Consider the following 21,124-nt stretch of genomic DNA (forward strand, 5'->3'; position numbering starts at 1 on the left):
CGCGGATACCTCGGTAGCGACTGCCGCACAGGCAGTTGTGCCGGTCGGGCTTGGATCCGGATCCGCCGCTGCCCGGCCGGCCCGCAGCGGCGAGGCCCGCGGAGCCGGCGGAGTAGCGAAAAATGTGTCGACTGCGGGGGTTTACGGCCCCGTCGGAGCCGGGTCGGTGACTGGGTAGTGGTAGAGCTCACGGCGCAGGCGTCCCCAGTCCGGCGCTGCAGAAGCCGAGTTCTGCGTGTACCGATCGGCGTGATGCGCCGTGAACGCTACGTTCCTCACATTCTCGTAGAGCGCCAGGTACTCCTTCCTGCGGCCGGAGAGGCCGGGAAGCATGCGGAGGAGAGCGGGCAGGTAGCGGGTCACCGCATCGATCTGCGCGCGTTTCTCGGTCACCTGGTGCTGCACCTGCTCGACGGCTTCACCGCGGGTGCACCCGGTTTCATGACGGATGGCCCTGACCAGGTTGTAGGGGATATGGTCGGCCTCGTCCCGATCCAGTGACACCAGATCGTTCTCCACACAGGCCACCCAGAAGAGAAGTTCCTCGAGGCGGCGGATCACAGGATGCCTCCGCAGCGTCGAGGGCAGTTCCCAGTCCTGGTGCACCTCCGTCAAGGCGACAGCGAGCTCGAACCCACCGGTCGACGTCCGCAGCGGTAGGTAGTCGGCCGTGGCGGGAATGTAGCGGTTGATGCGATGGTGTGCTTCGCGTTCGTAGGCTTCGAGCAACTCCTCGAGGCTGTCGAGGAACCGCTCCTGCCAACCGCTGGTGCGGCCTTCGCGCAGGCGTGGCCATATACTCGCCCACGCCGTCGCGATCGCACCGGACTGCCGTGGTGCCTGCGGATCCTGGCGCAGCACAGGGATCAGACCGTGTCGTAGCGCGGTGACCGCTTCCGGGTCCCTCAGCTGCGGGTCATCGAACAGGTCATCGAACATGACGAGCAGCGCGCTCATGCCGACGAAGGTCTGTTCACGGGCCGCGTCCGCCGGGGGCAAGAACTGTGCCGGGGACCGGACCAGCAATACTCGTGCGAACTGGTGGTCGGCCTCGGCGGTGGAGGCGATAAGGCCGGTGTCGGCCATCCAGCTCCTCAGCCATGACATGGCCTGCGGCGAGACCACCTCCACGCCGGGCTCCGGTGGCGGCGTCGAGGGCCCGGACACGCCAGGGTGGGGAGTTCGCCGATCGAGGACGGACCGGGCATAAGCGGTCATCGCGTGACGGGCGCTCAGGTCGACGGGCAGGGCGGCAAGCTGATCCTGAGCCTGGTCCATGAAGTCGTCGGCCACCGCTTGTGCTTCCTGCACGGCGCCGGAGACGAGCACGAACTCACGGGCGTGTGCGGCTTCCTCCCGCGTCATTCGTCGGCTCAACAGGCGGGCCAGGCTTCGGTCGCGGGCAGCGGCGCGGATCACGGGCAAGGTGTAGATGCCCTCGAACAGATCCGTGTTGACCGGCTTGCCCATCTCTTCGGCGGTCGAGGTCACATCGAGGATGTCGTCCCACAACTGGTAGGCCAGCCCGAAGTCTCGACCGAAAGCGGCCAGCGCCTCTACTTGCTCATCGGAACAGTCGGCCTGCATCGCGCCCACCCGGCAGGCAAACGACAGCAACGCCGCAGTTTTGCCGTCGATCGCGTCTAGGTAGGCCTGCTCACTGCGGGAGGCTACATACTGGTCGGCGGCCTCGATCACCATGCCCGTGCACATCTGCTCGCTCGCGATCGCTGCCGCGGAAGCTTCGCGCCGGCCGAGGTCGGCCAGCATGCGCGTGCCCGAGGACGTCACGCAGTCCCCAGCCAGTACGGCCATGTGCGAACCCCACACCGCGTTGGTGCTGGGGCGGCCGCGGCGCTGGTCCGCGTGGTCGATGACGTCGTCGTGATACAGCGACCCCAGATGCAGCAACTCCACACCGGCAGCGGCGTGCACCGCCCGGTCATCGGCCGGTGTCGCGGGATCGGTGAGCAGGTAGTACGACAGCAACGTCAACGTCGGACGCACCAGCCGACGAGACGTGCCGTGCCCCTCGTCGGTGAGTGCGGTCAGCTCGGGCCTGCCCCGAAACTGCACGGGCCCGAGAACCTCACGGACACGGTCCAGATCCTCATCCAGATGAGGGAAGACAGCGAAATCGATCTCACGTCGCACGCACGCACTCCTGACTAGTGGCATCAGCCATCTACACCGTTGATACGGTGAGATTCGACACCACAGCGCCCGGAAGATACTGGCAATCAGCTGATTTTGACGGCACCGTCACAACCTTCTGCGGCGGGCTGCACCCTCAGCAGCCCGCCGTGCCTACCCAAGAGCAGACAGCGCAAGTAGAGAGTTCCGGACTGGCAGGGACCGGTATTCAAGTAGCCGGTATTCGGGACGGACGCTCAGGCAGTCCTCGACACGGTTCTTGAACACAGCGAACGTGTTGAGGCCCTGCGCCCTCCGTTCCAGCACCGAGTGTCCAGGCATCGATGCCGCGCGTCCTGGTGGGCAGGCACTGGACAGTCGAGTGCGGCGCGCCGACTCCGGAGATCGCTGCGCCAGCCGAAGACTGGTGGTTCGCTGCAACAATTCACTGGAAGAAGTTCGTATGCGCCGAACACCTCTGCGCGACTGCCACTCCACCGAGCGTTGTCGACGAAGACGAGGCCGGGCACGTCGCCGAGTGCTATCACCCTCGCCACGAGGCGAGACGTGCTGTGGTCTCGGCCAATTGAGAGCACCCCGCGGTGTCCAGGGCGTTCATCGGTTGGTGCGGGCGAAGCGGCCGGGAGTGACTCCTGCCCAGCGCGTGAAGGCGTGGGTGAAGCTGGACGCGTCGGCGTACCCGAGGCGGTGCGCGACGTCGTCCACCGTGGCGCCTATGGTGAGCAGCTCCTCTGCGAGCAAGTGGCGGGTTTCGGCGACGATTCCACGGTATCCGGAACTGTGCGCCCGGGTCGAGGGAAGCGTGGTGCAGCGCACGCAGATTGGATCCGTTGTGGGAGGCGATCACCGCGACCCGAAGCTCCGGCATGGTCACTCAGTCTTTCACAGCGACCACCGTGCGCAGGCATCGACGAGAGTCCGCGCGTCGCTGCCTGCATCACGGGACGAGCCGGGGTCTTGCCATGGCCGCCGAGGTCGCTGGGCACCAGCATCGGAGAGGTCAACGGTCGGCATGCGGCCGGTGGGCGTGGTCTTCGAGGGGAGCGGGCCACTGGTCGATGTGGGTGAGGGGGGTGCGGCGGCGGGCCGGGAGCAGGTCGAGGAAGCCGCGATCGGCGCGGATTCTCGAACGGGCTCGGCCGACATAGTATCCGACGTGCTGGGCGTCGGGATGCCTGCGGCGGGCTTCGGCGAGCCATCCGGTGGCCTGGCGCACGGCGTCGGTGCGGGTGAGGGGTGGGTCGGTCGGCAGCAGCAGGGTGGCGTGATCGGGGTCGGCGACGATCGCGGAGCCGAGGTGTTGCAGGCAGCGGCCGATGCCGGGGTCGTCGTCGAGCGCGCGGTAGCCGGTCAGGGCGAGTTGCCAGCAGCGCAGAGCTCGGCGCGGTTCGCCGCGGGCCCACCACAGCGCGCCCATGGTCTCGTGGGTCTGCGCGCGTCCGTCGGGATCGAGACCCGCGCGGGTGAGGGATTCGGCGAGTTCGAGACGATCCTGCGCGGCGTCGAGGCGTCCTTGCCGGATGTGCACGACGGCGAGGTTGATCAGGGCGCACACCTCACCGGCGACGTCGTCGCGCGGCAGCAACCACCACGCGGTCTCCAACTGGTCGGCCACCTTGTCGAGATCCGGCGCCGCGGTGGCCAGCGTGCCCAGCGCCGTCTGGTGTTCCCAGCGGGCGGCCAGGCTCGTGGACAACCGCCGCGGCCGATAGCCCCGCGGTCGCGCGTTCAGCAGGCCTGCCCACAGCATCACCAGGTCGCGGTTCAGCTCGTCGATGCCGGGAAGTGAGCGCAGGTCGTCGGCCAACCCGTTTTCGTTCTCCCCCAGGCCCTTTCGGGCGTACCACACGTCCAAGGCGTGGCCGAGGCGGATGAGATGCCCGACCGCTGGCCGGGGGAATTCCACGCCCGGCTCGGTTTCGGTGTCCGCTGCCGCCGCGCACGCGGCCACCAGGGCGCGCAGGTAGGGTTCCTCGGTCTCGAACCAGCGGCGAGCGCCTACGGCGAAGCGCCGTGACTCCAGCGCGATCGCCCAGCGGCCTGCTCGATCGGCGTAGTGGTGCAGGAGCGCGGTGAGCGCCGCGGCCCACTGCGGTCCAGCGGTCACGGTCGCGCGATCCGGTAACGCCGGCACCAGACGCACGCAGTACCGTTGCGCGCCATCGGGGGCGAGGACCCCGCGGCGGCGCAGCCCCTCCAGCAGTTTCGCCGCGGTGCGCGCCGAGGGTTCCCGGGCCAGCGGCAACCGTCCCGGCGTGTCCCGAATGGCGTTGAGCACTGCCAGCAACGCGACGGTTTCGTAGTCGTGCACCGGCAGGTCCCGCAGCACCGCGGCGATGAGATGCCCGTCCAGCGTCGCGACCGCACGTGGGGACGGCGCGGCCACCCGCGGTCCGGCGTCGGCCAGTGCGGGGCCCGGTTCGACGAGACCGGCGATCAGGTCCATTTCACGGGCGGTGCGCACCTTGGTGCGATAGCCGCGGGCGAACCGGGACAGCGCATAGGTCGCGGCCGCGGCGATGAACAGCACCGACAACCAGCGCAGCGGCCCGTTGAAGAACTGCACGAGGGCGTTCTCACCGAACGAGTTCACCACCAGGGTGCGCACCAGCTCGAACAGCACGGTGTAGGCCACCAGCGACGCGGTGCCCAGAAAACCGATCCAGATGGACGATCGCGGCGTCGCGGTCTGCCCGACCGGTTCGGTGGGTTCGGTCGATGTACTCACCCGGTTCCTCCCTTGCCCCACCGGTGCCGACCGGTGGGATCGGCTTCATCGCAGCACTCCACCGGTCAGCCCGGGCACGACCCAGCGCCGCCAGGTCACCAGCAGCAGCGCCACCGGCAGCACTGCCGATACCAGCGCTCCCGCGGCCAATTGCGCGATGTTCTCACCGAATTGCCGTGCTTCGCCCCACAGCAGCAGCGACCACGGGCTCGCTCCCGCTCCGCTGACCACGAGGCCGATGAAGAAGTCGTTCCACACCTGGACGAATTCGAGCACCGCCACCGCCCCCAGCGCGGGCCCGGAGGAGGCCAGCACGCGCTGGGCGATGGTGCCCGGACTGGCCAGGCCGTGCAGGGCGTCGGAGGCCGTGCTGCCCGGTGGGGCGAGCATCGCGCCGCGCAGCACGAGGATGGCGACCGGCAGTCCGGCGGCGGCGTGCACGAGGATCAGCGGGATCCGCGTTCCGGACAACTCGTAGGCGTCGACGAGACCGTCGAGCGGCCCGAGGTAGGTCTGCGCCGGGATCACCGCGAGCACCACCAGTGCCACGACGGCCAGCCGGGCGGCGGTGCCGTTGGGTCGCAGCGCGGCCAGCCGGTAGGCCACCGGAACGGCCGCGGTCACCACGACCACCGTCGCGATCCCCGCGACCCAGGCGGTGGTCTGCAATGAGCGCCACAGTCCGTCGTCGCCCGATACCAGAGCGACGGCGGAGAATCCGAAGCCCTCGTGTCCGCGCACAGCGGTGTAGGCGAGTACGCCGATCGGGTACAGCACCAGCAGCGAGACCAGCACGATGCCCGCCGCGCGCCCGGGGCCGATGCGCCGCCGTCCCGCCACCGAGATCGCGCGCACCGCCGACCAGCTCGCGCGGTGCCTGCGCACGTCCACTTGCAGCAGCCAGGCGACCGCGCCCACCAGCACCGCCAGCGGCAGCGTGTAGGCCGCTGCGACGCCGGGGTCGGCGTCGGCGGCCAACCGCCACCAGTGCACGGTCGCGCTGTCGACCTGGTACTCGAGCGCCCCGGGCACCCCGATCAGCACCACGTCGAACACGCGCGCGGCCGCGACCCCCACGGCCAGCCCGGCGATCAGCAGCACCGGGCGCAGCAGCTCGTACAGGCGGATCGCCAGCTGCCTGCCGTCGTCGCGGTAGAGGTACCCGGCGCGCGCCGGATCGGCTTCTATCGCATGGATTCCCGCGCGGAACAGCGCGGTGAGGAAGCCCAGCCAGGTCCACAGGAACGCCGACCCGAGCATCGCCGCCAGCCACCACCGGTAGAGCCCGACGTCCTGGATGTCCAGCCATCGGGCGCCGTTGCCGAAGATCACCCGGAACGCCACCCCCGATACGAACGCCGACACGCCGAACGGCACGATCAGCGGCAGCCACAGCCATCGCGCCGCCCGCCCCCACCAGGCGATCGCCAGCGCCAGGATCAGCAGCCCGATCCCGAAGGCCACCCACAGCAGCGTGCGCAGGTAGGCGCCCCGGCCGTCGGCGGTCATCGTGCCGCCCAGCAGCCACAGCCCGCCGACGGTGCCGCCGATCGCGAAGACCCACGCCAGGATTCGTCTCCGCGGCGCCTTCAGCTGTCTGCGCAGCGCCGCGGGCAGCAGCGCACTCGCGGCGACGATCGCGCACGCGAGGACCTCCACCGGGCGTGCCTGTGCGGCGATGAGGACGGTCCATCCGGCGGGCAGCGCCAACAGCGCGACCGTCAGTACCGTCGCGGGCAGTCCCGCCAGCCAACCCAGCCATCGCCGTGGCCTGCCGCCGGGAACCAGCGGTCCGCGCATGCGGCGGGTGGCCAGCTCGATGCGCAGACCGTTGATGTCGAAATGCGGGGGCGAGGTCATCGGCGCTGCTCGACGTCGTCCAGCGCGGCGATCGCGCGTTCGGTGGCGTCGGTGACCCGCGTCCGCGCACCGTCACCGATCGCGATGAGGAACTCCGTCAGCACCCGCCACAGCCCTTCCCTACCGCCGACCGGTCCGATCCGGTCGGACAGATCGAAGGTGCTGCGGGCGGCGAGCTCTCGCGCCGAGGGTGCCAACAGCGGCGAGTAGTCCGCCTCGGTGCGCAGGTTCGGCGCGAGGAAACCGCCGTAGCGCTGGATCCACGGCAGCGGGGCGCGGTCCCCGGCCAGTTTCTCGACCAGTTCGCCGGCGCGCGGGTTCGCCTGCTGCGTCACCACGATCACGTCGCCGCCGACGATCTTCGGCCGCACCGACGCGGCGGTCACCGCCGGGAACGGCACGACCCCTACGGCGTCTTCGACCTTGCGTCCGGAGGCTCGGACCGCGCTGCGCACGATGGGTTCGGCGAAGTCGGGGGCGACGACCGCCGCGGCGCGGCGGTGCTGGAACACGTCCCGGACGGCGTCGGAGAATTGCCTGGTCAGTGCGACGCCGACGCCACCGGGGAAGGCGTGGCGTTGCCCCCACAACACTCCCAGATGCCCGAACGCGGCCCGCACCGCCGGGTTGTCCCACTCGCGGCTGTGCTTGGAGGCCAATTCGTCGTAGATGCGCGGGGATTCGGCGAGCAGCACGTTCTCGAAGAAGTCGGTCAGCACCCATCCGTCGGCGGCGGCCAGCGCGAGCAGGCGGATCGGCGTCTGGGCGAGCACCTCCATCCGGTCGACCCAGTCCCCGAGCATCCAGGCGGCCGGTTCACCCAGGCCGTGGGTGGCGAACTGCTGCCGGTCGAACCACACCAGCGACTTGTCCGCGGCCTTGAACGGCACACCGTAGAGCCGATCCTCGTAGCGCAGCAACTGCTGCCAGGGCTGGGCGTAGCGGGGGCCGAGTTCGTCGGCCCACACCGTCTCGGCGACAGGCCGCAGTTCGTGGCGTTCGGCGAGTTCACGCACCCGTCCAGCCTGCGGAAGCAACACCACGTCCGGCGCGGACCGGCCGCCCGCGGTGAACGCGGTGTCGGTGTTGTCACCGAGGGGGATCACTTCGACCGCGAAGCCGAGGTCCAGTCCGGCCAGCACGCTGTGGAAGGCCGCCAGTTCCTGTCCGCTCCAGGACACTCCTACGCGCACCGCGTCGGAGCTGCCCAACAGCAGGTCCGGCGCGCACGCAGCGGCCAGCGGGACAACCATTCCCGCTTGCAGCACCGCTCTGCGCGTGCTCATCGACCCCCGATGTCATTGCGTGCCAATCGAACCCGATTATGCGGCAAAGCCGTCACGCCGGTGGGCACTTCGCGATCTTCGTCCGCCGACCTCGGGCCACGCATCCGCGATCACCGCCTCGTGCCGTATCTGGCGATCATCGGCGCCGAGGAGGCCGCCGCGGGGGCGGTGGCGCTGCGCCTGCGCGACGGGCGCCGACTCGCCCGGATGTCCGCCGCCGAGGCGCTCGACCGCATCGGAGCCCTGCTCGCGGTGCACAGCGCCGAACTGTGGGACGTGATGTGACCGGGCCGCTCGCTCCGATCGCTTGGGTGTAAGCCTTGTCACAGCCTGGTACACGAGCGTACCGTACGACTGGTACATCGGAGTACCACGCGAGGAGGTGGGCATATGCCCGCTGTGCGACTGCCAGAAGGACCGACTACCCCACCGATCGTGCAGAGCCTGCACATCCTGACCGGACGCACCCGCACCTGGCGGCGCATGCACGAGCGCTACGGGTCTGCCTTCACCATCCAGATGCCCAGGTTCGGGCGATCGGTGGTGCTCGCCGACCCCGCCGAGATCAAAGCGCTGTTCACCGCGAGCACCGACGTCGTCGACAACGTCGACGTCAACCTCGGCGAGTTCCTCGGGCCCGGATCGTTGTTCGCGCTGACCGGCACGGAACACCGCAAACAGCGCAAACTGCTCACCCCGCCCTTCCACGGCCGCCGACTCGCCGTGTACGACTCGCTGATCGAAGCCGAAGCCGTCCGCGAGATGCGGTCGTGGCCCACCGGCCGCGAGTTCGCGACGATGGACTCGATGATGCGGATCACGCTGAACGTGATCCTGCGGGCGGTCTTCGGTGCCGAGGGAGCCGAGTTCGAGCAACTACGCCAGTTGCTGCCCAAACTCGTTTTCATCGGATCCGCCCTTGCCGCGTTCCCGGTGCCCAAGGCGGCGCTGGGCAGATTCGGCCCCTGGTCCCGGTTCGCGGCCTACCGCCGCCGCTACGACGAAATCGTGGGCTTGCTCATCGACCGCGCGGTCCGCGACGGAATCGACGAGCGCGACGACGTGCTGGCGATGATGCTGCAAGCGCGCTACGACGACGGCTCCGCCATGTCGCGCAGCGAGATCGCCGACGAACTGCTGACCCTGCTCACCGCTGGGCACGAGACGACGGCGACGACATTGTCGTGGACGATCGAGCGGCTGCGCAGGCACCCGGAAATCCTGCGCCGCTTGGTCGCCGAAGCCGATGCCGGCGGCTCGCAACTGCGCGAGGCGACACTGCTGGAGGTACAGCGCGTGCGCCCGGTCATCGACGCCACCATCCGCCAGGTCCGGGCCGATACGTTGCCGCTGGGCCGGTGGACGTTGCCGAAGGGGCAGAAGGTCCTGGTCAGCATCCGGCTGATGCACGACAACGAGCAGCTGTTCCCGAACGCCCGCGCCTTCGACCCCGATCGTTTCCTCGGCGTGCGGCCCGGCACATTCAGCTGGATCCCGTTCGGCGGCGGCAGCCGCCGGTGCATCGGCGCCGCGTTCGCCATGATGGAGATGAACGTCGTGTTGCGCACCCTGCTGCGGGATTTCACGCTGGAGCCGACCGACGCCCGCGACGAACGTCCGCACTTCCGCGGTGTCGCTCTCGCCCCGGCCAAGAAGGGCCGCGCCGTGGTGCACCGCCGCACCCCGCGACCCGGTGTCCCAGCGCTCGACCACGCCGCCGGGGCGAGGGCATGAGCGAGCGACTGGCCGACGTCGGCGGCGGCGTCACCCTGGCCTACGAGCAGTACGGCACGCGCGGAATCCCGCTTCTGCTGGTCGCCGGGCTGGGCCAGCAACTCCACGACTGGCCCGACGAGTTGTGCGAGCTGCTGGTGGCGCACGGCTACCACGTCATCCGTTTCGACAATCGCGACGCGGGCCGCTCGACGCACAGCGAGTTCCCGCCACCGAGCCCGGTCGATCTGCTGGCCCGGCGCTGGCACCGCGACCAATACACGCTGGCCGATCTGGCCGCCGACACCGTGGGCCTGCTCGACGCGCTCGAGCTGCCCCGAGCGCATCTGGTCGGCATGTCGATGGGCGGCATGATCGCCCAAACCGTCGCCGCCCACCATCCCGCCCGGGTCGGTTCCTTGACCTCGATCATGTCCACCACCGGCGCCGCGCGCGTCGGGCGCCCGGCGTGGTCGACCTGGCGATTGATGCTCGGCAGACCCGCCCGCACCCGCGACGAGCACATCGACCGGGCTGTGCGCATGTACCGGCACATCCGGTCGGCCGCCCACCCGTTCGACGAGTCCGCGGTGCGCGCGACGGCGGCCAGGACCTGGGACCGGGATCCCTCCCCCGCCGCGGGCGTCGGCCGTCAACTGGCAGGCATCCTGAAATCCGGCGACCGGACCGGTGAACTGCGCACGGTGACCGCCCCGACACTGGTTGTGCACGGTGACCGCGACCTGATGGTCGCACCGACCGGCGCCACCGCGACCGCTCGCGCGATCTCCGGCGCTCGCCTGCGCACCCTGGCGGGCATGGGCCACGACCTGCCCGCCGCGGTGTGGCCGAGTCTCGCCGACCTCATCCACGAACACATCCGCACTTCCGAAACCAGGAGCATCGATGCCCCGCACCCGTAGGCCACTGTCGGGCCGCCCGGTGATGATCACCGGCGCGGCCTCCGGCATCGGCCGCAGCCTCGCCCGATCGCTGTCGGCCACAGGCTCTCCCGTAGCGATCGCCGATATCGACCGAGCCGGGCTGAAGGAAACCGCCGCCGCGCTCACCGGCCCGGTACTGACCCGGGTCCTGGACGTGCGCGACGCCGCCGACCAGCTCGCCTTCGCCGACGAAGTCCGCGACTGGCTGACCGCGCCGCTCGCCGCGGTGTTCAACAACGCCGGTGTCGCGGTGTCCTCCTCGGTGCTCGACGCCGTCCCCGAGGACGACGAATGGCTGCGGCGGATCAACTTCGACGGAGTCGTCAACGGCACGCGCGCCTTCCTGCCCATCCTCGTCGAGCAGGATCACGGCGTCATCGTCAACACCTCGAGCGTGTTCGGGCTGCTCGGCATGCCCAACCAAAGCGCCTACTGCGCGGCGAAATTCGCGGTACGCGGGTTCACCGACGCCCTGCGCCAGGAACTGCGCGGCACCGGCGTGTCCGCGGTGAACGTCCACCCCGGCGGCATCAGCACCAACATCGCGCGCAACGCCCGGGTCCGCAAGGACCCAGAGGGCCGGGGCCGCACGCACGAGCAGATGGCGGCGGAATTCGAGGCGCTGACCCTCACCACGCCGGAGAAGGCGGCCGAAATCATCCGCCGCGGCGTCGAACACGGCAAATCGCGCATCCTCGTCGGACCCGACGCCTATCTGTTCGACCTCTTGGCGCGGGTGACACCCACCCACTACTACGGTGTGGTCGCGCTGCTCGAGCGCCGCCTGCGCACCCGCGACACCACGGGAGCACCGGCATGAGCGAACACCTCGACGTCCTGATCGTCGGCGCGGGCCTGTCCGGCATCGGCGCGGCCCACCACCTGCAGGCGGCGTTCCCCGCCCGCAGCTACGCGATCCTCGAGGCACGCGACGACCTCGGCGGCACCTGGGATCTGTTCCGCTACCCCGGCGTGCGCTCGGACTCCGACATGCACACCCTCGGATACCGGTTCCGCCCGTGGACGCAAGCCGAGGCCATCGCCGACGGCCCCGCCATCCTGCGCTACATCCGCGACACCGCCGCCGACGCCGGCATCGACCGATTCATCCGCTACGGGCATCGGGTGACCGAAGCGTCCTGGTCCAGCGCCGAGGCCCGCTGGACCGTGCTGGCCGAACACGACGGCGCCACAAGCGTGATCACCTGCGATTTCCTGCTCGTGTGCAGCGGCTACTACCGTTACGACGAGGGCTACACACCGCGATTCGCCGGCGCCGAGGAATTCGGCGGCCGACTGGTGCATCCACAGCACTGGCCCCAGGACCTGGACTGTGCGGGCAAGCGGGTGGTCGTCATCGGCAGCGGCGCCACCGCCGTGACCCTGGTCCCCGCCCTGGCCCGAACCGCCGCACAGGTGACGATGCTGCAACGGTCACCGACCTACATCCTGCCCGTCCCCGCCCGCGACACCGTGGCCGACCGGCTGCGGCGACTGCTGGGCCCGCGACGCGCATACACGGTCGTCCGCTGGAAGAACGTGCTGATCAGCACACTGATCTACCAGTTCAGCAGGCGGCGGCCCCGGCAGATGCGCAAGTTCATCCGCGATCTGACCATCAAGCAACTGCCCGACGGTTACGACGTCGACACCCACTTCAAACCGTCCTACCAGCCGTGGGATCAGCGGCTGTGCCTGGTACCCGACGGGGATCTGTTCCGCGCGATCCGCGACGGACGCGCCACGGTGGTCACCGATCGCATCGACACGTTCACCGCGACCGGACTGCGCCTGGCCTCCGGACGCGAACTCGACGCCGACGTGGTGGTGACCGCGACCGGCCTGCGACTGCTCGCACTCGGCGGCATCCGGCTCGCGGTGGACGGACACGAGGTCGCGCTGCCACAGACCATGGCCTACAAGGGGATGATGCTCAGCGGAGTGCCGAACTTCGCCTTCACCATCGGCTACACCAACGCGTCCTGGACACTGAAAGCCGATCTGGTCAGCGAGTTCGTCTGCCGGTTGCTGCGCCACATGGACGAGGGCGGCTACCGGCAGACCACCCCGTGGCCGAACCCCGCCGTGGCACCCGAGCCACTGCTGGACTTCCCGGCCGGCTACGTGCTGCGCGACATCGACCGCTTCCCCAAGGCGGGCTCCCGGGCCCCGTGGCGGCTGGGTATGAGCTACGGCCACGATGTGCTCACCCTGCGCTACGGCCGCATCGACGACGGCACCATCCGCTTCACCGGTGCGGACGCACCGGCCCACGATGCCCATGCCGTGGCGCAAGGACGCGATTCCGGGCAGGTGACGGCCTGACCGCGCGCCGGTGCGCGGCACCCGCCCGCCGAGCGGCTCGGGCCGGGCGCGGTGACCCGAGCGGAGAAACTAACCTGATTCTCGTGACCCGCGCCGAGCCCGTACCCCGCACCTCCGCCGACAACGGCTCGGATTCCGGGTTTCGCCGCCGCCTGCTCGACGCCATGGCCGTCGCCGTGCGCGAACGCGGATACCAGGACTCCACCGTCGCCGACGTGGTCCGCCACGCCCGCACCTCGCGCCGCACCTTCTACGAGCACTTCACCAGCAAACAGGACTGTTTCATCACCCTGCTGACCGAGCGCAACAAGGAGACGATCCAGCAGATCGAGGCCGCCGTCGACCCGCACATGCCGTGGCGCACGCAGGTGCGCCACGCCATCGAGGCGTGGATACGCACCGCACAGGACGATCCCTCCATCACCCTCAGCTGGATCCGCGTCGTCCCCGCCCTCGGCGAGGACGCCCGTCACCTGCAACGCGAGGTCGGCGAAGCGTTCATCGCCCTGATCCAGAAACTCACCGACACACCGGAATTCGCGGCCGCCGGACTGCGCCCGCCGTCCCGGCAGGTGGCGACCATCCTGTTCGGCGGCTTCCGGGAACTCATCGCCACCACCGTGGAAGACGGCGGCGACATCGGCGGCATGGTCGAGGTGGCGGTCGAATCCGCGATCGCGCTGATCGGACCGCACCCCTAGCGCTCGGCCGCGGTGACCGCTTCACCGGGCGGCGTCGACGAACGCTCCGCCGGTCGACACCGGCACCACCGCGCTGGAGTCGAGTTCGGTGGCCACCGCGACATCTTGCGCGAACCCACCCTCGGTCAGTTCCCGGCCGGAGGCGCAGTCGCGAATCAGCGCCGCGACGTCGGCGATCGCATCGTAGGCCACCGCGGCGGCATGCGCCTCCGCGGACAGCGGCCCCGCTCCGTTGCGCGCCAGCGCCGCGGCGATCGCCCCCGCACCCAGCCAATCCTCGACCGCGGGCCGCAGCTCCCCACCACCGGGCCACTGCTCGCCCGCGGCGATCACCGCGACCGGCTCCCGCCCGGTGCCCCACCCCTGCCCCGCGATCCAGCGGGCGACCGCCCCCGCGTTGCGCAGGCACGCCGCCACCACCGGCACACCGCTGACAGCCGCGGCGATGGCCGAACCGTTCGGCGAGGGCAGCACGAGCCGCTCGGCCGCAGGCGCACGCCGCAACGCCGCCGGAGACAGCGACCACGGCTGCTGCTCGGACACCGCCCGCCGGCCCACCGCCAGCGCCGCGCCCTGCCGTGCGGCGAACTCCGCGGCTGCATCGTCGCGCCACGGGTAGGGCAGCACGTGTGTCCCTGCTTCGACAGCGACCGACACCGATGTCGTGAACGACAGAACGTCGACCACCACTACGCACGCGCTGCCGGGCCCGAGCGCCATCGCACCGGCCGAACCCCACTCCAGCCGAACACCCCACGGCCGTTGCCGCGCCCACTCGGCGATCTGCGGCATGCTCTCCCCTCCCGATCCATGTCGCGCGCGGCGCCGACTCACCCGCATCGAACGGATCCACCGTCGCCCGGCCGGGCATTTGCGGTGTCCCCGACCGGGCGCTCTATCCGGCTCAGCCCTGCTTGGGCCGGTCCGGCCGGTAGAACCATTCCTCCAAACCGAACTCTTCCCGGATCTTCTTCTGCTCCACCAGGAACTGCTTGGTCCCCGTCAGCAACTGGATCCCGCGCGGCGCGAAGATCTCGTCCGGAATGTAGTTCGGACGAGCGGTCGCCCGCACGACCGCTTCCGGCGACTTCGACTGCGCGACCTCGTAGTTCACATAGTCGTCCCAATGCTGTTTCGCATACCGGTTGGCCTCCACCAGGACCGACTGCCACGCGCCGCCGAACTCGGGATGGCTGTCCAGGAAATCCTGGCTGCTGACCGAGGAGCTGGTGCCCGCGAGATCGGGATGGTTGTCGTGAATCGAGTCGACCTGGTGGAAACCTTTGGCCAGGAACGATCGGAAGAACGACGACGGGTTCACATCCGGCAGCGCGACCGCCGCGATATCGCCCCCGTTGAGCGGGGCCTCCGCGTCGGTGGCCAGCAAATGCACCAGCTGCGCCTGAATGCCCTCGGCCTTCAGCGCGCCCTGCAAGTAGCGATCGATGTACGAACCGGACTGCACACCGATCTTCTTGCCCGCCAGATCCTTCAACGTCCGGATCGCCGGATCCTTCGCCACCACACCCGCGTTGTAGTCCACCGCGGCGATGGCCAGCAACCGCGTCTTCAGGCCGCTGCCGCGCGCGACCAGGGCGGGCGTGTCGCCGTAGGTGGCGACGTCGAGGCGGCCACCGACCAGCGCCTGGTTCAGGTCCGGGCCGTTGGGGAAGCTGTACACCTCGATGGCGTCCACCCCCAGCGGTTTCAGCGCCGGCAGCAGCGCCCCGCGCTGATGAGCGAAGCCGACCGGTCCGGTCAGCACGTTACCGGTGCCGATGGTGCCGATGCGGAGGGTCTTGATCTCGGCGCGGGTCGCCGAGCCCGCGTCGTCCGTCCCACAGCCGGTGAGCGCCAGCAGCAGGGCGGACACGACAGCAGGCACGATCAGCCTGAGAATGCGCATGATTCGCTTTCGTTGTTCAGAGTTCGGACAGCCGCGGCGGCGGAGCCCCGTGCGGCAGACGCGGCCCCACCGCGACGAGACTGCCGGGTTTGCGGCCACGGCCCCAGCCGAGTTCTCTGCGGTAGCGGCCGATATGGTCGTCGCACACCGTGTCGTGATCGGCCAGCGGAGTCGCTTCGGGATCGACGTACAGCGCGTCCGTGGGGCAGTACGCCTCGCACATGAAGCAGGTCTGGCAATCGGATTGCCGTGCGATGACCGGGATTCCGCTGTCGGTGCGGTCGAAGACGTTCGTAGGGCACACGTCCACGCATTTGTCGCAGGCAATGCAGTCACCCGCACGCAGGATCTCGATCATCCCGCCACCGCCAGGGTGCTCGCCGCCGCGGCCGTCGCCGTCCACACCTCGTCGAGCCCACCGGACAGGACGTGATGATGCTGCTGGGGGTCCAGATCCGGATGGTCGGCGCGTTTACTCATCCCGCGCGTCTCCGTGCGCGCCAGCGTCGACCGGTACATCAACCGTCCCACGGCGGTGATCGCGGCGGCCTGCCGCGCCCGCACCCGCTGCTCTCCGCTGCCGCCGCCCAGACCGCGGGTGGCGTGTTCCCAGACGCTGTCGAGCTGGGCGAGCGCGGGCCGGATCCGGTCGCCGTGGCGCAGATAATTCTTCTCGAACGGGATCAACTCCTGCTGCGCGGCGACGACCACCTCCGCGGCCTGAACCGACTCGCCGTTCTCCGGCCGCAACCCGATGCGCCCGGCCCCACGCAGATCCAGACCGCGGGCGGGAGCCGATCGCAACGCGAACGCCGCCGCGCCGCGCCCGGCCCAACTACCCGACGACATCGCCCACGCCGAGTTGTGGCTGCCACCGCCGGTGAATCCGCCGCAGATCCGTTCCCTGGTCGCCGCGTCACCCGCGGCGTACAAGCCCGGCACCGTGGTGGCGCAGTCGTCGTCGACGACGTCGATGCCGCCGGTGCCGCGGACGGTCCCCTCGGCGAGCAGGTCCACCTCGAACCGGTCGGCGAACGGGTCGATGCCGCGCCGGTCGAACTGGAGGAAGAAATTCGGCTGACCCAGCCGCATCTGTGCCTGCACCGTCGCATCGGCACGATCGAGCTGAGCGAACACCTTCTCCCGCAACAAAGTTCGCGCGATCACCGAACGGCCCTTGGTCGAGCCCGCGCCCTCGAGCACCCGCCCGTCCTCATGGAAGAACGTCGCGTAGCCGTAGTAGGCGGTCTTGGTGATCGTCGAGCCCTTCGGCACGATCGCATACGCGTTGGAAAATTCCATGCCCGAGAAACGCGCACCCACCTCGGCCGCCATCAGCGCGCCGTCACCGGTGTCGACGTTGGTGCCCAGCGCCCGCGACAGGAACGCGCAACCGCCGGTCGCGAGCACCACCGCACCGGCGACGACGCGGTAGTCCCGCTCGGCCTGACGCTGATAGCCCGCCGCGCCGCGCACCACGCCGTCGTCGTCGACCAGCAACTCCAGCGCCGGCGAATGGTCGAGAATGCGCACCCCGAGCCGTTTCACCCACGCCCGCATCCTGCGCATGTACTCCGGGCCCTGCACGCCGGTGCGGATCTGCTCTCCGGTGCCGGGGTCGACGGGGAACGGATACCGGCCCTCCACGGCGAGCCGATTCATGTTCGCGTAGGTCTGATCGAGCACCCGGTCCATCCAGTAGTGATCGGCCAGATGCCCGCCCAGCGCTTCCCGGCTGGCCTTCGCGTTCGCCCGCGCGGTCGCCTCCGGCGCCACGTACCACACGCCGGTCCCGGAGGGGGCGGTAGCGCCGCTGGTCCCGCAGTAACCCTTGTCCACCACCGTCACCTCGGCGCCGGCTTCGCGGGCGTGGATCGCGGCCCAGCAGGCCGCGGGCCCGCCGCCGATCACCAAGACGTCCGTGCTGATCTGCAACGGTTCACTCATGCGTCTGCTCCTGTCGGTGCCTCGGGATTCACGCCGAGTGCGAGCAGCAACCGGCGCCGGAGTGCGGAGAAATCTGGGTCGACCACCGAACGCGGGCGGGCGACGGTGATGTCGAAGGATTCGGCGACGCGGCCGTCGCGCAGCACGAGCGCGCGGTCGGCCAGCAGCAGCGCCTCTTCCACGTCGTGGGTCACCAGCAGCACCGACTGACGGTGCAGCGTCCACAGGCGAGCCACCAGCGCTTGCGCTTTCAGCCGGGTCAGCGCGTCGAGGGCGCCGAACGGCTCGTCGAGCAGCAGCAGTTCCGGATTGCGCACCAGCGCCCTGGCCAGTGCCACACGCTGCGCTTCACCACCGGACAGCGTCGCGGGCCACGCATCCGCCTTCGCGGTGAGCCCCACCTCTTCCAGCGCCGTCGACGCCCGCGCCTTCGTCGCACCGTCGACGCCGAGAACGACGTTGCGCCACACGCTGATCCAGGGAATCAGCCGGTGCTCCTGGAAGACGATCGCCTTCGATCGGGGCACCTCGAACGATCCACTGAAGCCGCGGTCCAGCCCGCCGATCCCGCGCAGCAGCGTGCTCTTGCCGCAACCACTGGCGCCCAGCAGAGCGACGAACTCGCCCGGCGCGATATCCAGGTCGACCTCGCGCAGCACCGCGCGGCCGCCGAAAGCGCGTGCCGCCCCGCGAATGCGGACGCCGGTCCCGATGGTGGTGGTCATCTACTTCCCCTCGTATCCGGTGCGCCAAGCCAGGAACCGGTGTTCCAGTACCCGCACGAACAGATCGGTGAGCAGCCCGAGGACCGCGTAGATCACCAAGACCAGGAAGATCTGATCGGTCCGCAGGAACTCCTTGGCATCGTTCATCAGGAAGCCCAGCCCCACCGGCGTGGTCTGCATCTCCGCCACCACCAGGGTCAGCCAGCCGACGCCGAGCGCCTGCCGCAGCCCGACGAAGATCTGCGGCAACGCGCCGGGCAGAATGATCTTCGTGGTCAGCTCGAACCGGTTGAGGCCGAGCGATTCCGCCGCCTCGACCAGCCGCCGGTCCACGCCACGGATCCCGGCCAGCACGTTCAGGTAGATCGGGAAGATCGGCGCGACGATGATCAACGCGATCTTGAACGAATCACCGATGCCGAACCAGATGATGAACACCGGCACCAGCGCCAGCGTCGGCAACATCCGCAACGCCTGCAGCGGACCGTTCACCAGATCCTCGGCGATCCGGAACAATCCGGCCGCCACACCGCACACCAGCCCGATGCCGATGCCGATCGCCAGCCCGACCGCCACCCGGCGCCCGGAGGCGACCAGATGCTGCCACAACTCACCCGACCGGACCAGCTCCCACCCGGCTTCGAGCACCTCGGTCGGCGCCGGAGTGGTCGTGCCGAGCCAGGATCGGGCGCCGAGCTGCCAAATGACCACCGCCAGAATCAGTCCCGAGGACGCCCTGGCCAGGCCGAGCAACCTACGGGTGAACGGTGCCGGGCTGTCGGTGGCCGCCTCGGCCGGGGTGGAAGGTGGCGCCGATGTGGTCGGATCCAACTGCAATGTCATCGGACACGGTCCTCACACGAGAAGTACTGTCCGGAACAGTAAGGCGCGCGACCGGTTCACAGAATGGTTGCGATCAGCCCGATCCTGAACCCGCGCGCGGCGCGCACACTGTGCTGAGCAGCAAGGACGCGTGCCCGCCTGAGATGACCCGGTTGATCGCTGTCAGCCTCGGCCGCTGATCGAACATCGCTCGGGAAGGCGCCGCAGGACTCGATCGCGCCAGAACCTCCAGCCCCCGGCATCGGGTCGGCGACCTCGACATCGAGGACACCGCCGCGTTCTCGATGCCCGCGCCACCAGGGGGCGGTATGCAGCCAGCCCATGGCGGCTCGGGCAACAGCGCCTCTACGCGGTCGAGGTGGCGTCGCGGAAAGGTTTCGGCACTACCGCGCCACCGGCTTCACCGAGGCGCTCCGCAAGAGCCGGCAGCACAGTCGAGGACCCGGCATCCAGCGTGAGTGCGGCCAGTTCGTCACCGCGCGTCCGGCCACGATTGACGATCACGACGAGACGCCCGCGCCTGGCGGCATCACGCACGAAACGCAACCCGGACATCACCGTCAGCGACGACCCGGCGACCAGCAGCGCGTCCGCGGCGTCGACGAGTTCATACGCCGCCGCGACCCGCTCCTTCGGCACGTTCTCCCCGAAATAGACGATATCGGGCTTCAGCATGCCGCCACAGCGCGCGCAGTCGACCATCCGGAAGCTTCCGGTGTCGCCGACCACCGCGTCCGCGTCGGGCGCGACCTCGAGGCCATCGGTCGTCGCGGCCTCCGCGAAGCCCGGATTGGCCGCCTCCAGCCGGTCGGCCAGCGACATCCGCGAGACCAGGGACGCGCAGCTGAGGCAACGCACCCGCGCGTAGGTGCCGTGCAGATCGATCACCCGCCGATGCCCCGCCTTGGTGTGCAGCAGATCCACGTTCTGGGTGATCAGCCCGGTGACCACGCCCATGCGTTCCAGCCGTGCCAGCGCGCGATGGCCGGGATTGGGGCGCGACCCGTCCATGCGCCGCCAGCCGACGTGATTGCGCGCCCAGTACCGCTGCCGGAACACCGGATCACCGACGAACTGCTGGTAGGTCATCGGGTTGCGCGGCGGCGAGGACGGACCACGATAGTCCGGGATCCCGCTGTCGGTAGAGATCCCCGCGCCGGTCAACGCGACGACCCGGCGCCCATCGAGCAACCGCGCCAGCTGCTCGAACCCGGCGCCGAGAGGCGTCCGCGCAAACTCCGACATGCCGTTCAGGGTACGGCGACGGCCGAACGGCCGCCCCGCGCGGGGAAGAGTCGGCCGAGGTCAGACGCGCCGCATCACCGACACGACCTTGCCGAGCACGACCGCTTCGTCGCCGTCGATCACCTCGTAGGCCGGGTTGCGCGGCTCCAAGTACACATGACCGTTGCGCCGCCGGTACACCTTCACCGTCGCCTCCCCATCGATCATCGCCGCCACGATCTCGCCGGAATGCGCCTCGTGCTGCTTGCGCACCACCACGAGGTCGCCATCGCAGATGGCCGCATCGATCATCGAATCGCCGCGTACCCGCAACCCGAACACCGTGCCGCGCCCGACCAGCTCGCGCGGCAACGTCATCGTGTCCTCGCCGTGCTCCTCGGCCAGGATCGGAGCGCCCGCCGCGATGTCACCGACCACCGGCACCGCCACCGAATCCTGCGCGATCTCCCGCCCCGCGGGCGCGTGCAGAAACATCCGCACGTCGATCGGCCGCGACACCGTCCGGCCGCGGCGCAGGAAACCACGCTCCTCCAGGCTCTTCAGATGCTTCGACACCGACGACGCCGACCGCAGACCCACCGCGTCACCGATCTCACGCGTGTTCGGCGGATACCCGTGCCGGACAACCCAGTCCCGAATCGTGGCGAGAATCCGCTGCTGGCGCTGCGGCAACGTCGAGGTGTCGAGATGCTCGAACGCGTCGAGCGGGTCGTATCCGGTCACCCGGGGAATGGTAGAGGCACGAGC

Annotated in this window: 19 protein-coding genes; 6 read left to right on the forward strand and 13 right to left on the reverse strand. The window is 69.7% G+C overall.

The window, feature by feature from the left end; genetic code table 11:
• Positions 1–141 precede the first annotated feature (141 nt).
• From ACGF7Y_RS24665 to ACGF7Y_RS24685, 5 genes are all read right to left on the reverse strand, one after another.
• Positions 142–2,178, reverse strand: coding sequence for a polyprenyl synthetase family protein (locus ACGF7Y_RS24665; protein WP_393236904.1), 2,037 nt, complete (start codon positions 2,176–2,178; stop codon positions 142–144).
• 570 nt (positions 2,179–2,748) lie between these two features.
• A complete protein-coding gene (locus ACGF7Y_RS24670) occupies positions 2,749–2,970 on the reverse strand; it encodes a helix-turn-helix domain-containing protein (protein WP_393236905.1) in 222 nt (73 codons plus the stop codon).
• 184 nt (positions 2,971–3,154) lie between these two features.
• Positions 3,155–4,882 (reverse strand): tetratricopeptide repeat protein, encoded by a 1,728-nt coding sequence (locus ACGF7Y_RS24675; RefSeq protein WP_393236906.1) that lies wholly within the window; start codon positions 4,880–4,882, stop codon positions 3,155–3,157.
• Positions 4,883–4,927: 45 nt separating this feature from the next.
• Positions 4,928–6,742, reverse strand: coding sequence for a hypothetical protein (locus ACGF7Y_RS24680; protein ID WP_393236907.1), 1,815 nt, complete (start codon positions 6,740–6,742; stop codon positions 4,928–4,930).
• The gene (locus ACGF7Y_RS24685; protein WP_393236908.1) at positions 6,739–8,028 is read right to left on the reverse strand and encodes an ABC transporter substrate-binding protein; all 1,290 of its coding nucleotides are present in this window, start codon (positions 8,026–8,028) and stop codon (positions 6,739–6,741) included. The genes ACGF7Y_RS24680 and ACGF7Y_RS24685 overlap by 4 nt, the downstream gene beginning before the upstream one ends.
• A 120-nt stretch (positions 8,029–8,148) precedes the next feature.
• Between ACGF7Y_RS24685 and ACGF7Y_RS24690 the strand changes: the two genes are divergently transcribed.
• The 6 genes from ACGF7Y_RS24690 (at position 8,149) to ACGF7Y_RS24715 (ending at position 13,711) form a co-directional block, all read left to right on the forward strand.
• A complete protein-coding gene (locus tag ACGF7Y_RS24690; RefSeq protein WP_393236909.1) occupies positions 8,149–8,313 on the forward strand; it encodes a His/Gly/Thr/Pro-type tRNA ligase C-terminal domain-containing protein in 165 nt (54 codons plus the stop codon).
• A gap of 105 nt (positions 8,314–8,418) precedes the next feature.
• On the forward strand, positions 8,419–9,762 hold the full coding sequence (locus ACGF7Y_RS24695) for a cytochrome P450 (RefSeq protein WP_393236911.1): 1,344 nt from the start codon (positions 8,419–8,421) through the stop codon (positions 9,760–9,762).
• The gene (locus ACGF7Y_RS24700; RefSeq protein WP_393236913.1) at positions 9,759–10,664 is read left to right on the forward strand and encodes an alpha/beta fold hydrolase; all 906 of its coding nucleotides are present in this window, start codon (positions 9,759–9,761) and stop codon (positions 10,662–10,664) included. The genes ACGF7Y_RS24695 and ACGF7Y_RS24700 overlap by 4 nt, the downstream gene beginning before the upstream one ends.
• The gene (locus ACGF7Y_RS24705) at positions 10,648–11,505 is read left to right on the forward strand and encodes an SDR family NAD(P)-dependent oxidoreductase (protein ID WP_393236915.1); all 858 of its coding nucleotides are present in this window, start codon (positions 10,648–10,650) and stop codon (positions 11,503–11,505) included. The genes ACGF7Y_RS24700 and ACGF7Y_RS24705 overlap by 17 nt, the downstream gene beginning before the upstream one ends.
• Complete coding sequence (locus ACGF7Y_RS24710; RefSeq protein ID WP_393236917.1) at positions 11,502–13,010, forward strand: flavin-containing monooxygenase; 1,509 nt, start codon at positions 11,502–11,504, stop codon at positions 13,008–13,010. Before ACGF7Y_RS24705 ends, ACGF7Y_RS24710 begins: the two co-directional genes overlap by 4 nt.
• 83 nt (positions 13,011–13,093) lie before the next feature.
• Positions 13,094–13,711, forward strand: a complete 618-nt coding sequence (locus ACGF7Y_RS24715) for a TetR/AcrR family transcriptional regulator (RefSeq protein WP_393236919.1) — start codon at positions 13,094–13,096, stop codon at positions 13,709–13,711.
• Positions 13,712–13,732: 21 nt separating this feature from the next.
• Here ACGF7Y_RS24715 and ACGF7Y_RS24720 read toward each other — a convergent pair whose 3' ends face one another.
• The 8 genes from ACGF7Y_RS24720 to lexA all read right to left on the reverse strand — a co-directional run bounded on the left by ACGF7Y_RS24720 (position 13,733) and on the right by lexA (position 21,100).
• On the reverse strand, positions 13,733–14,503 hold the full coding sequence (locus ACGF7Y_RS24720; protein ID WP_393236921.1) for a 2-phosphosulfolactate phosphatase: 771 nt from the start codon (positions 14,501–14,503) through the stop codon (positions 13,733–13,735).
• Positions 14,504–14,615: 112 nt separating this feature from the next.
• Entirely contained in the window at positions 14,616–15,617 is a 1,002-nt protein-coding gene (locus ACGF7Y_RS24725; RefSeq protein ID WP_393236923.1) for an ABC transporter substrate-binding protein, read from the reverse strand.
• A 16-nt stretch (positions 15,618–15,633) separates the two neighbouring features.
• Positions 15,634–15,975 (reverse strand): 4Fe-4S dicluster domain-containing protein, encoded by a 342-nt coding sequence (locus ACGF7Y_RS24730; protein ID WP_393236925.1) that lies wholly within the window; start codon positions 15,973–15,975, stop codon positions 15,634–15,636.
• Positions 15,972–17,564: an FAD-dependent oxidoreductase gene (locus ACGF7Y_RS24735; RefSeq protein ID WP_393236927.1), complete on the reverse strand. Its 1,593-nt coding sequence runs from the start codon at positions 17,562–17,564 to the stop codon at positions 15,972–15,974. Before ACGF7Y_RS24735 ends, ACGF7Y_RS24730 begins: the two co-directional genes overlap by 4 nt.
• Complete coding sequence (locus ACGF7Y_RS24740; protein ID WP_393236929.1) at positions 17,561–18,289, reverse strand: ABC transporter ATP-binding protein; 729 nt, start codon at positions 18,287–18,289, stop codon at positions 17,561–17,563. Before ACGF7Y_RS24740 ends, ACGF7Y_RS24735 begins: the two co-directional genes overlap by 4 nt.
• Positions 18,290–19,132 (reverse strand): ABC transporter permease, encoded by an 843-nt coding sequence (locus tag ACGF7Y_RS24745; protein WP_393236930.1) that lies wholly within the window; start codon positions 19,130–19,132, stop codon positions 18,290–18,292.
• 345 nt (positions 19,133–19,477) lie between these two features.
• Positions 19,478–20,377: a Sir2 family NAD-dependent protein deacetylase gene (locus tag ACGF7Y_RS24750; RefSeq protein WP_393236931.1), complete on the reverse strand. Its 900-nt coding sequence runs from the start codon at positions 20,375–20,377 to the stop codon at positions 19,478–19,480.
• Positions 20,378–20,437: 60 nt separating this feature from the next.
• On the reverse strand, positions 20,438–21,100 hold the full coding sequence (gene lexA, locus ACGF7Y_RS24755) for a transcriptional repressor LexA (RefSeq protein ID WP_393236933.1): 663 nt from the start codon (positions 21,098–21,100) through the stop codon (positions 20,438–20,440).
• Positions 21,101–21,124 lie beyond the last annotated feature (24 nt).

Origin of the sequence: Nocardia sp. NPDC047654 (assembly GCF_043205035.1) — a bacterium.
Classification (GTDB): domain Bacteria; phylum Actinomycetota; class Actinomycetes; order Mycobacteriales; family Mycobacteriaceae; genus Nocardia.

Bases quoted from the DNA above. Each gene is read 5' to 3' on its own strand.
- ACGF7Y_RS24745 (WP_393236930.1), bottom strand. From the start codon at position 19,132: ATGACATTGCAGTTGGATCCGACCACATCGGCGCCACCTTCCACCCCG.
- ACGF7Y_RS24685 (WP_393236908.1), bottom strand. From the start codon at position 8,028: ATGAGCACGCGCAGAGCGGTGCTGCAAGCGGGAATGGTTGTCCCGCTG.
- ACGF7Y_RS24720 (WP_393236921.1), bottom strand. From the start codon at position 14,503: ATGCCGCAGATCGCCGAGTGGGCGCGGCAACGGCCGTGGGGTGTTCGG.
- ACGF7Y_RS24705 (WP_393236915.1), top strand. From the start codon at position 10,648: ATGCCCCGCACCCGTAGGCCACTGTCGGGCCGCCCGGTGATGATCACC.
- ACGF7Y_RS24740 (WP_393236929.1), bottom strand. From the start codon at position 18,289: ATGACCACCACCATCGGGACCGGCGTCCGCATTCGCGGGGCGGCACGC.
- ACGF7Y_RS24735 (WP_393236927.1), bottom strand. From the start codon at position 17,564: ATGAGTGAACCGTTGCAGATCAGCACGGACGTCTTGGTGATCGGCGGC.
- ACGF7Y_RS24725 (WP_393236923.1), bottom strand. From the start codon at position 15,617: ATGCGCATTCTCAGGCTGATCGTGCCTGCTGTCGTGTCCGCCCTGCTG.
- ACGF7Y_RS24710 (WP_393236917.1), top strand. From the start codon at position 11,502: ATGAGCGAACACCTCGACGTCCTGATCGTCGGCGCGGGCCTGTCCGGC.
- ACGF7Y_RS24750 (WP_393236931.1), bottom strand. From the start codon at position 20,377: ATGTCGGAGTTTGCGCGGACGCCTCTCGGCGCCGGGTTCGAGCAGCTG.
- ACGF7Y_RS24695 (WP_393236911.1), top strand. From the start codon at position 8,419: ATGCCCGCTGTGCGACTGCCAGAAGGACCGACTACCCCACCGATCGTG.
- ACGF7Y_RS24665 (WP_393236904.1), bottom strand. From the start codon at position 2,178: ATGCCACTAGTCAGGAGTGCGTGCGTGCGACGTGAGATCGATTTCGCT.
- ACGF7Y_RS24730 (WP_393236925.1), bottom strand. From the start codon at position 15,975: ATGATCGAGATCCTGCGTGCGGGTGACTGCATTGCCTGCGACAAATGC.
- ACGF7Y_RS24680 (WP_393236907.1), bottom strand. From the start codon at position 6,742: ATGACCTCGCCCCCGCATTTCGACATCAACGGTCTGCGCATCGAGCTG.
- ACGF7Y_RS24700 (WP_393236913.1), top strand. From the start codon at position 9,759: ATGAGCGAGCGACTGGCCGACGTCGGCGGCGGCGTCACCCTGGCCTAC.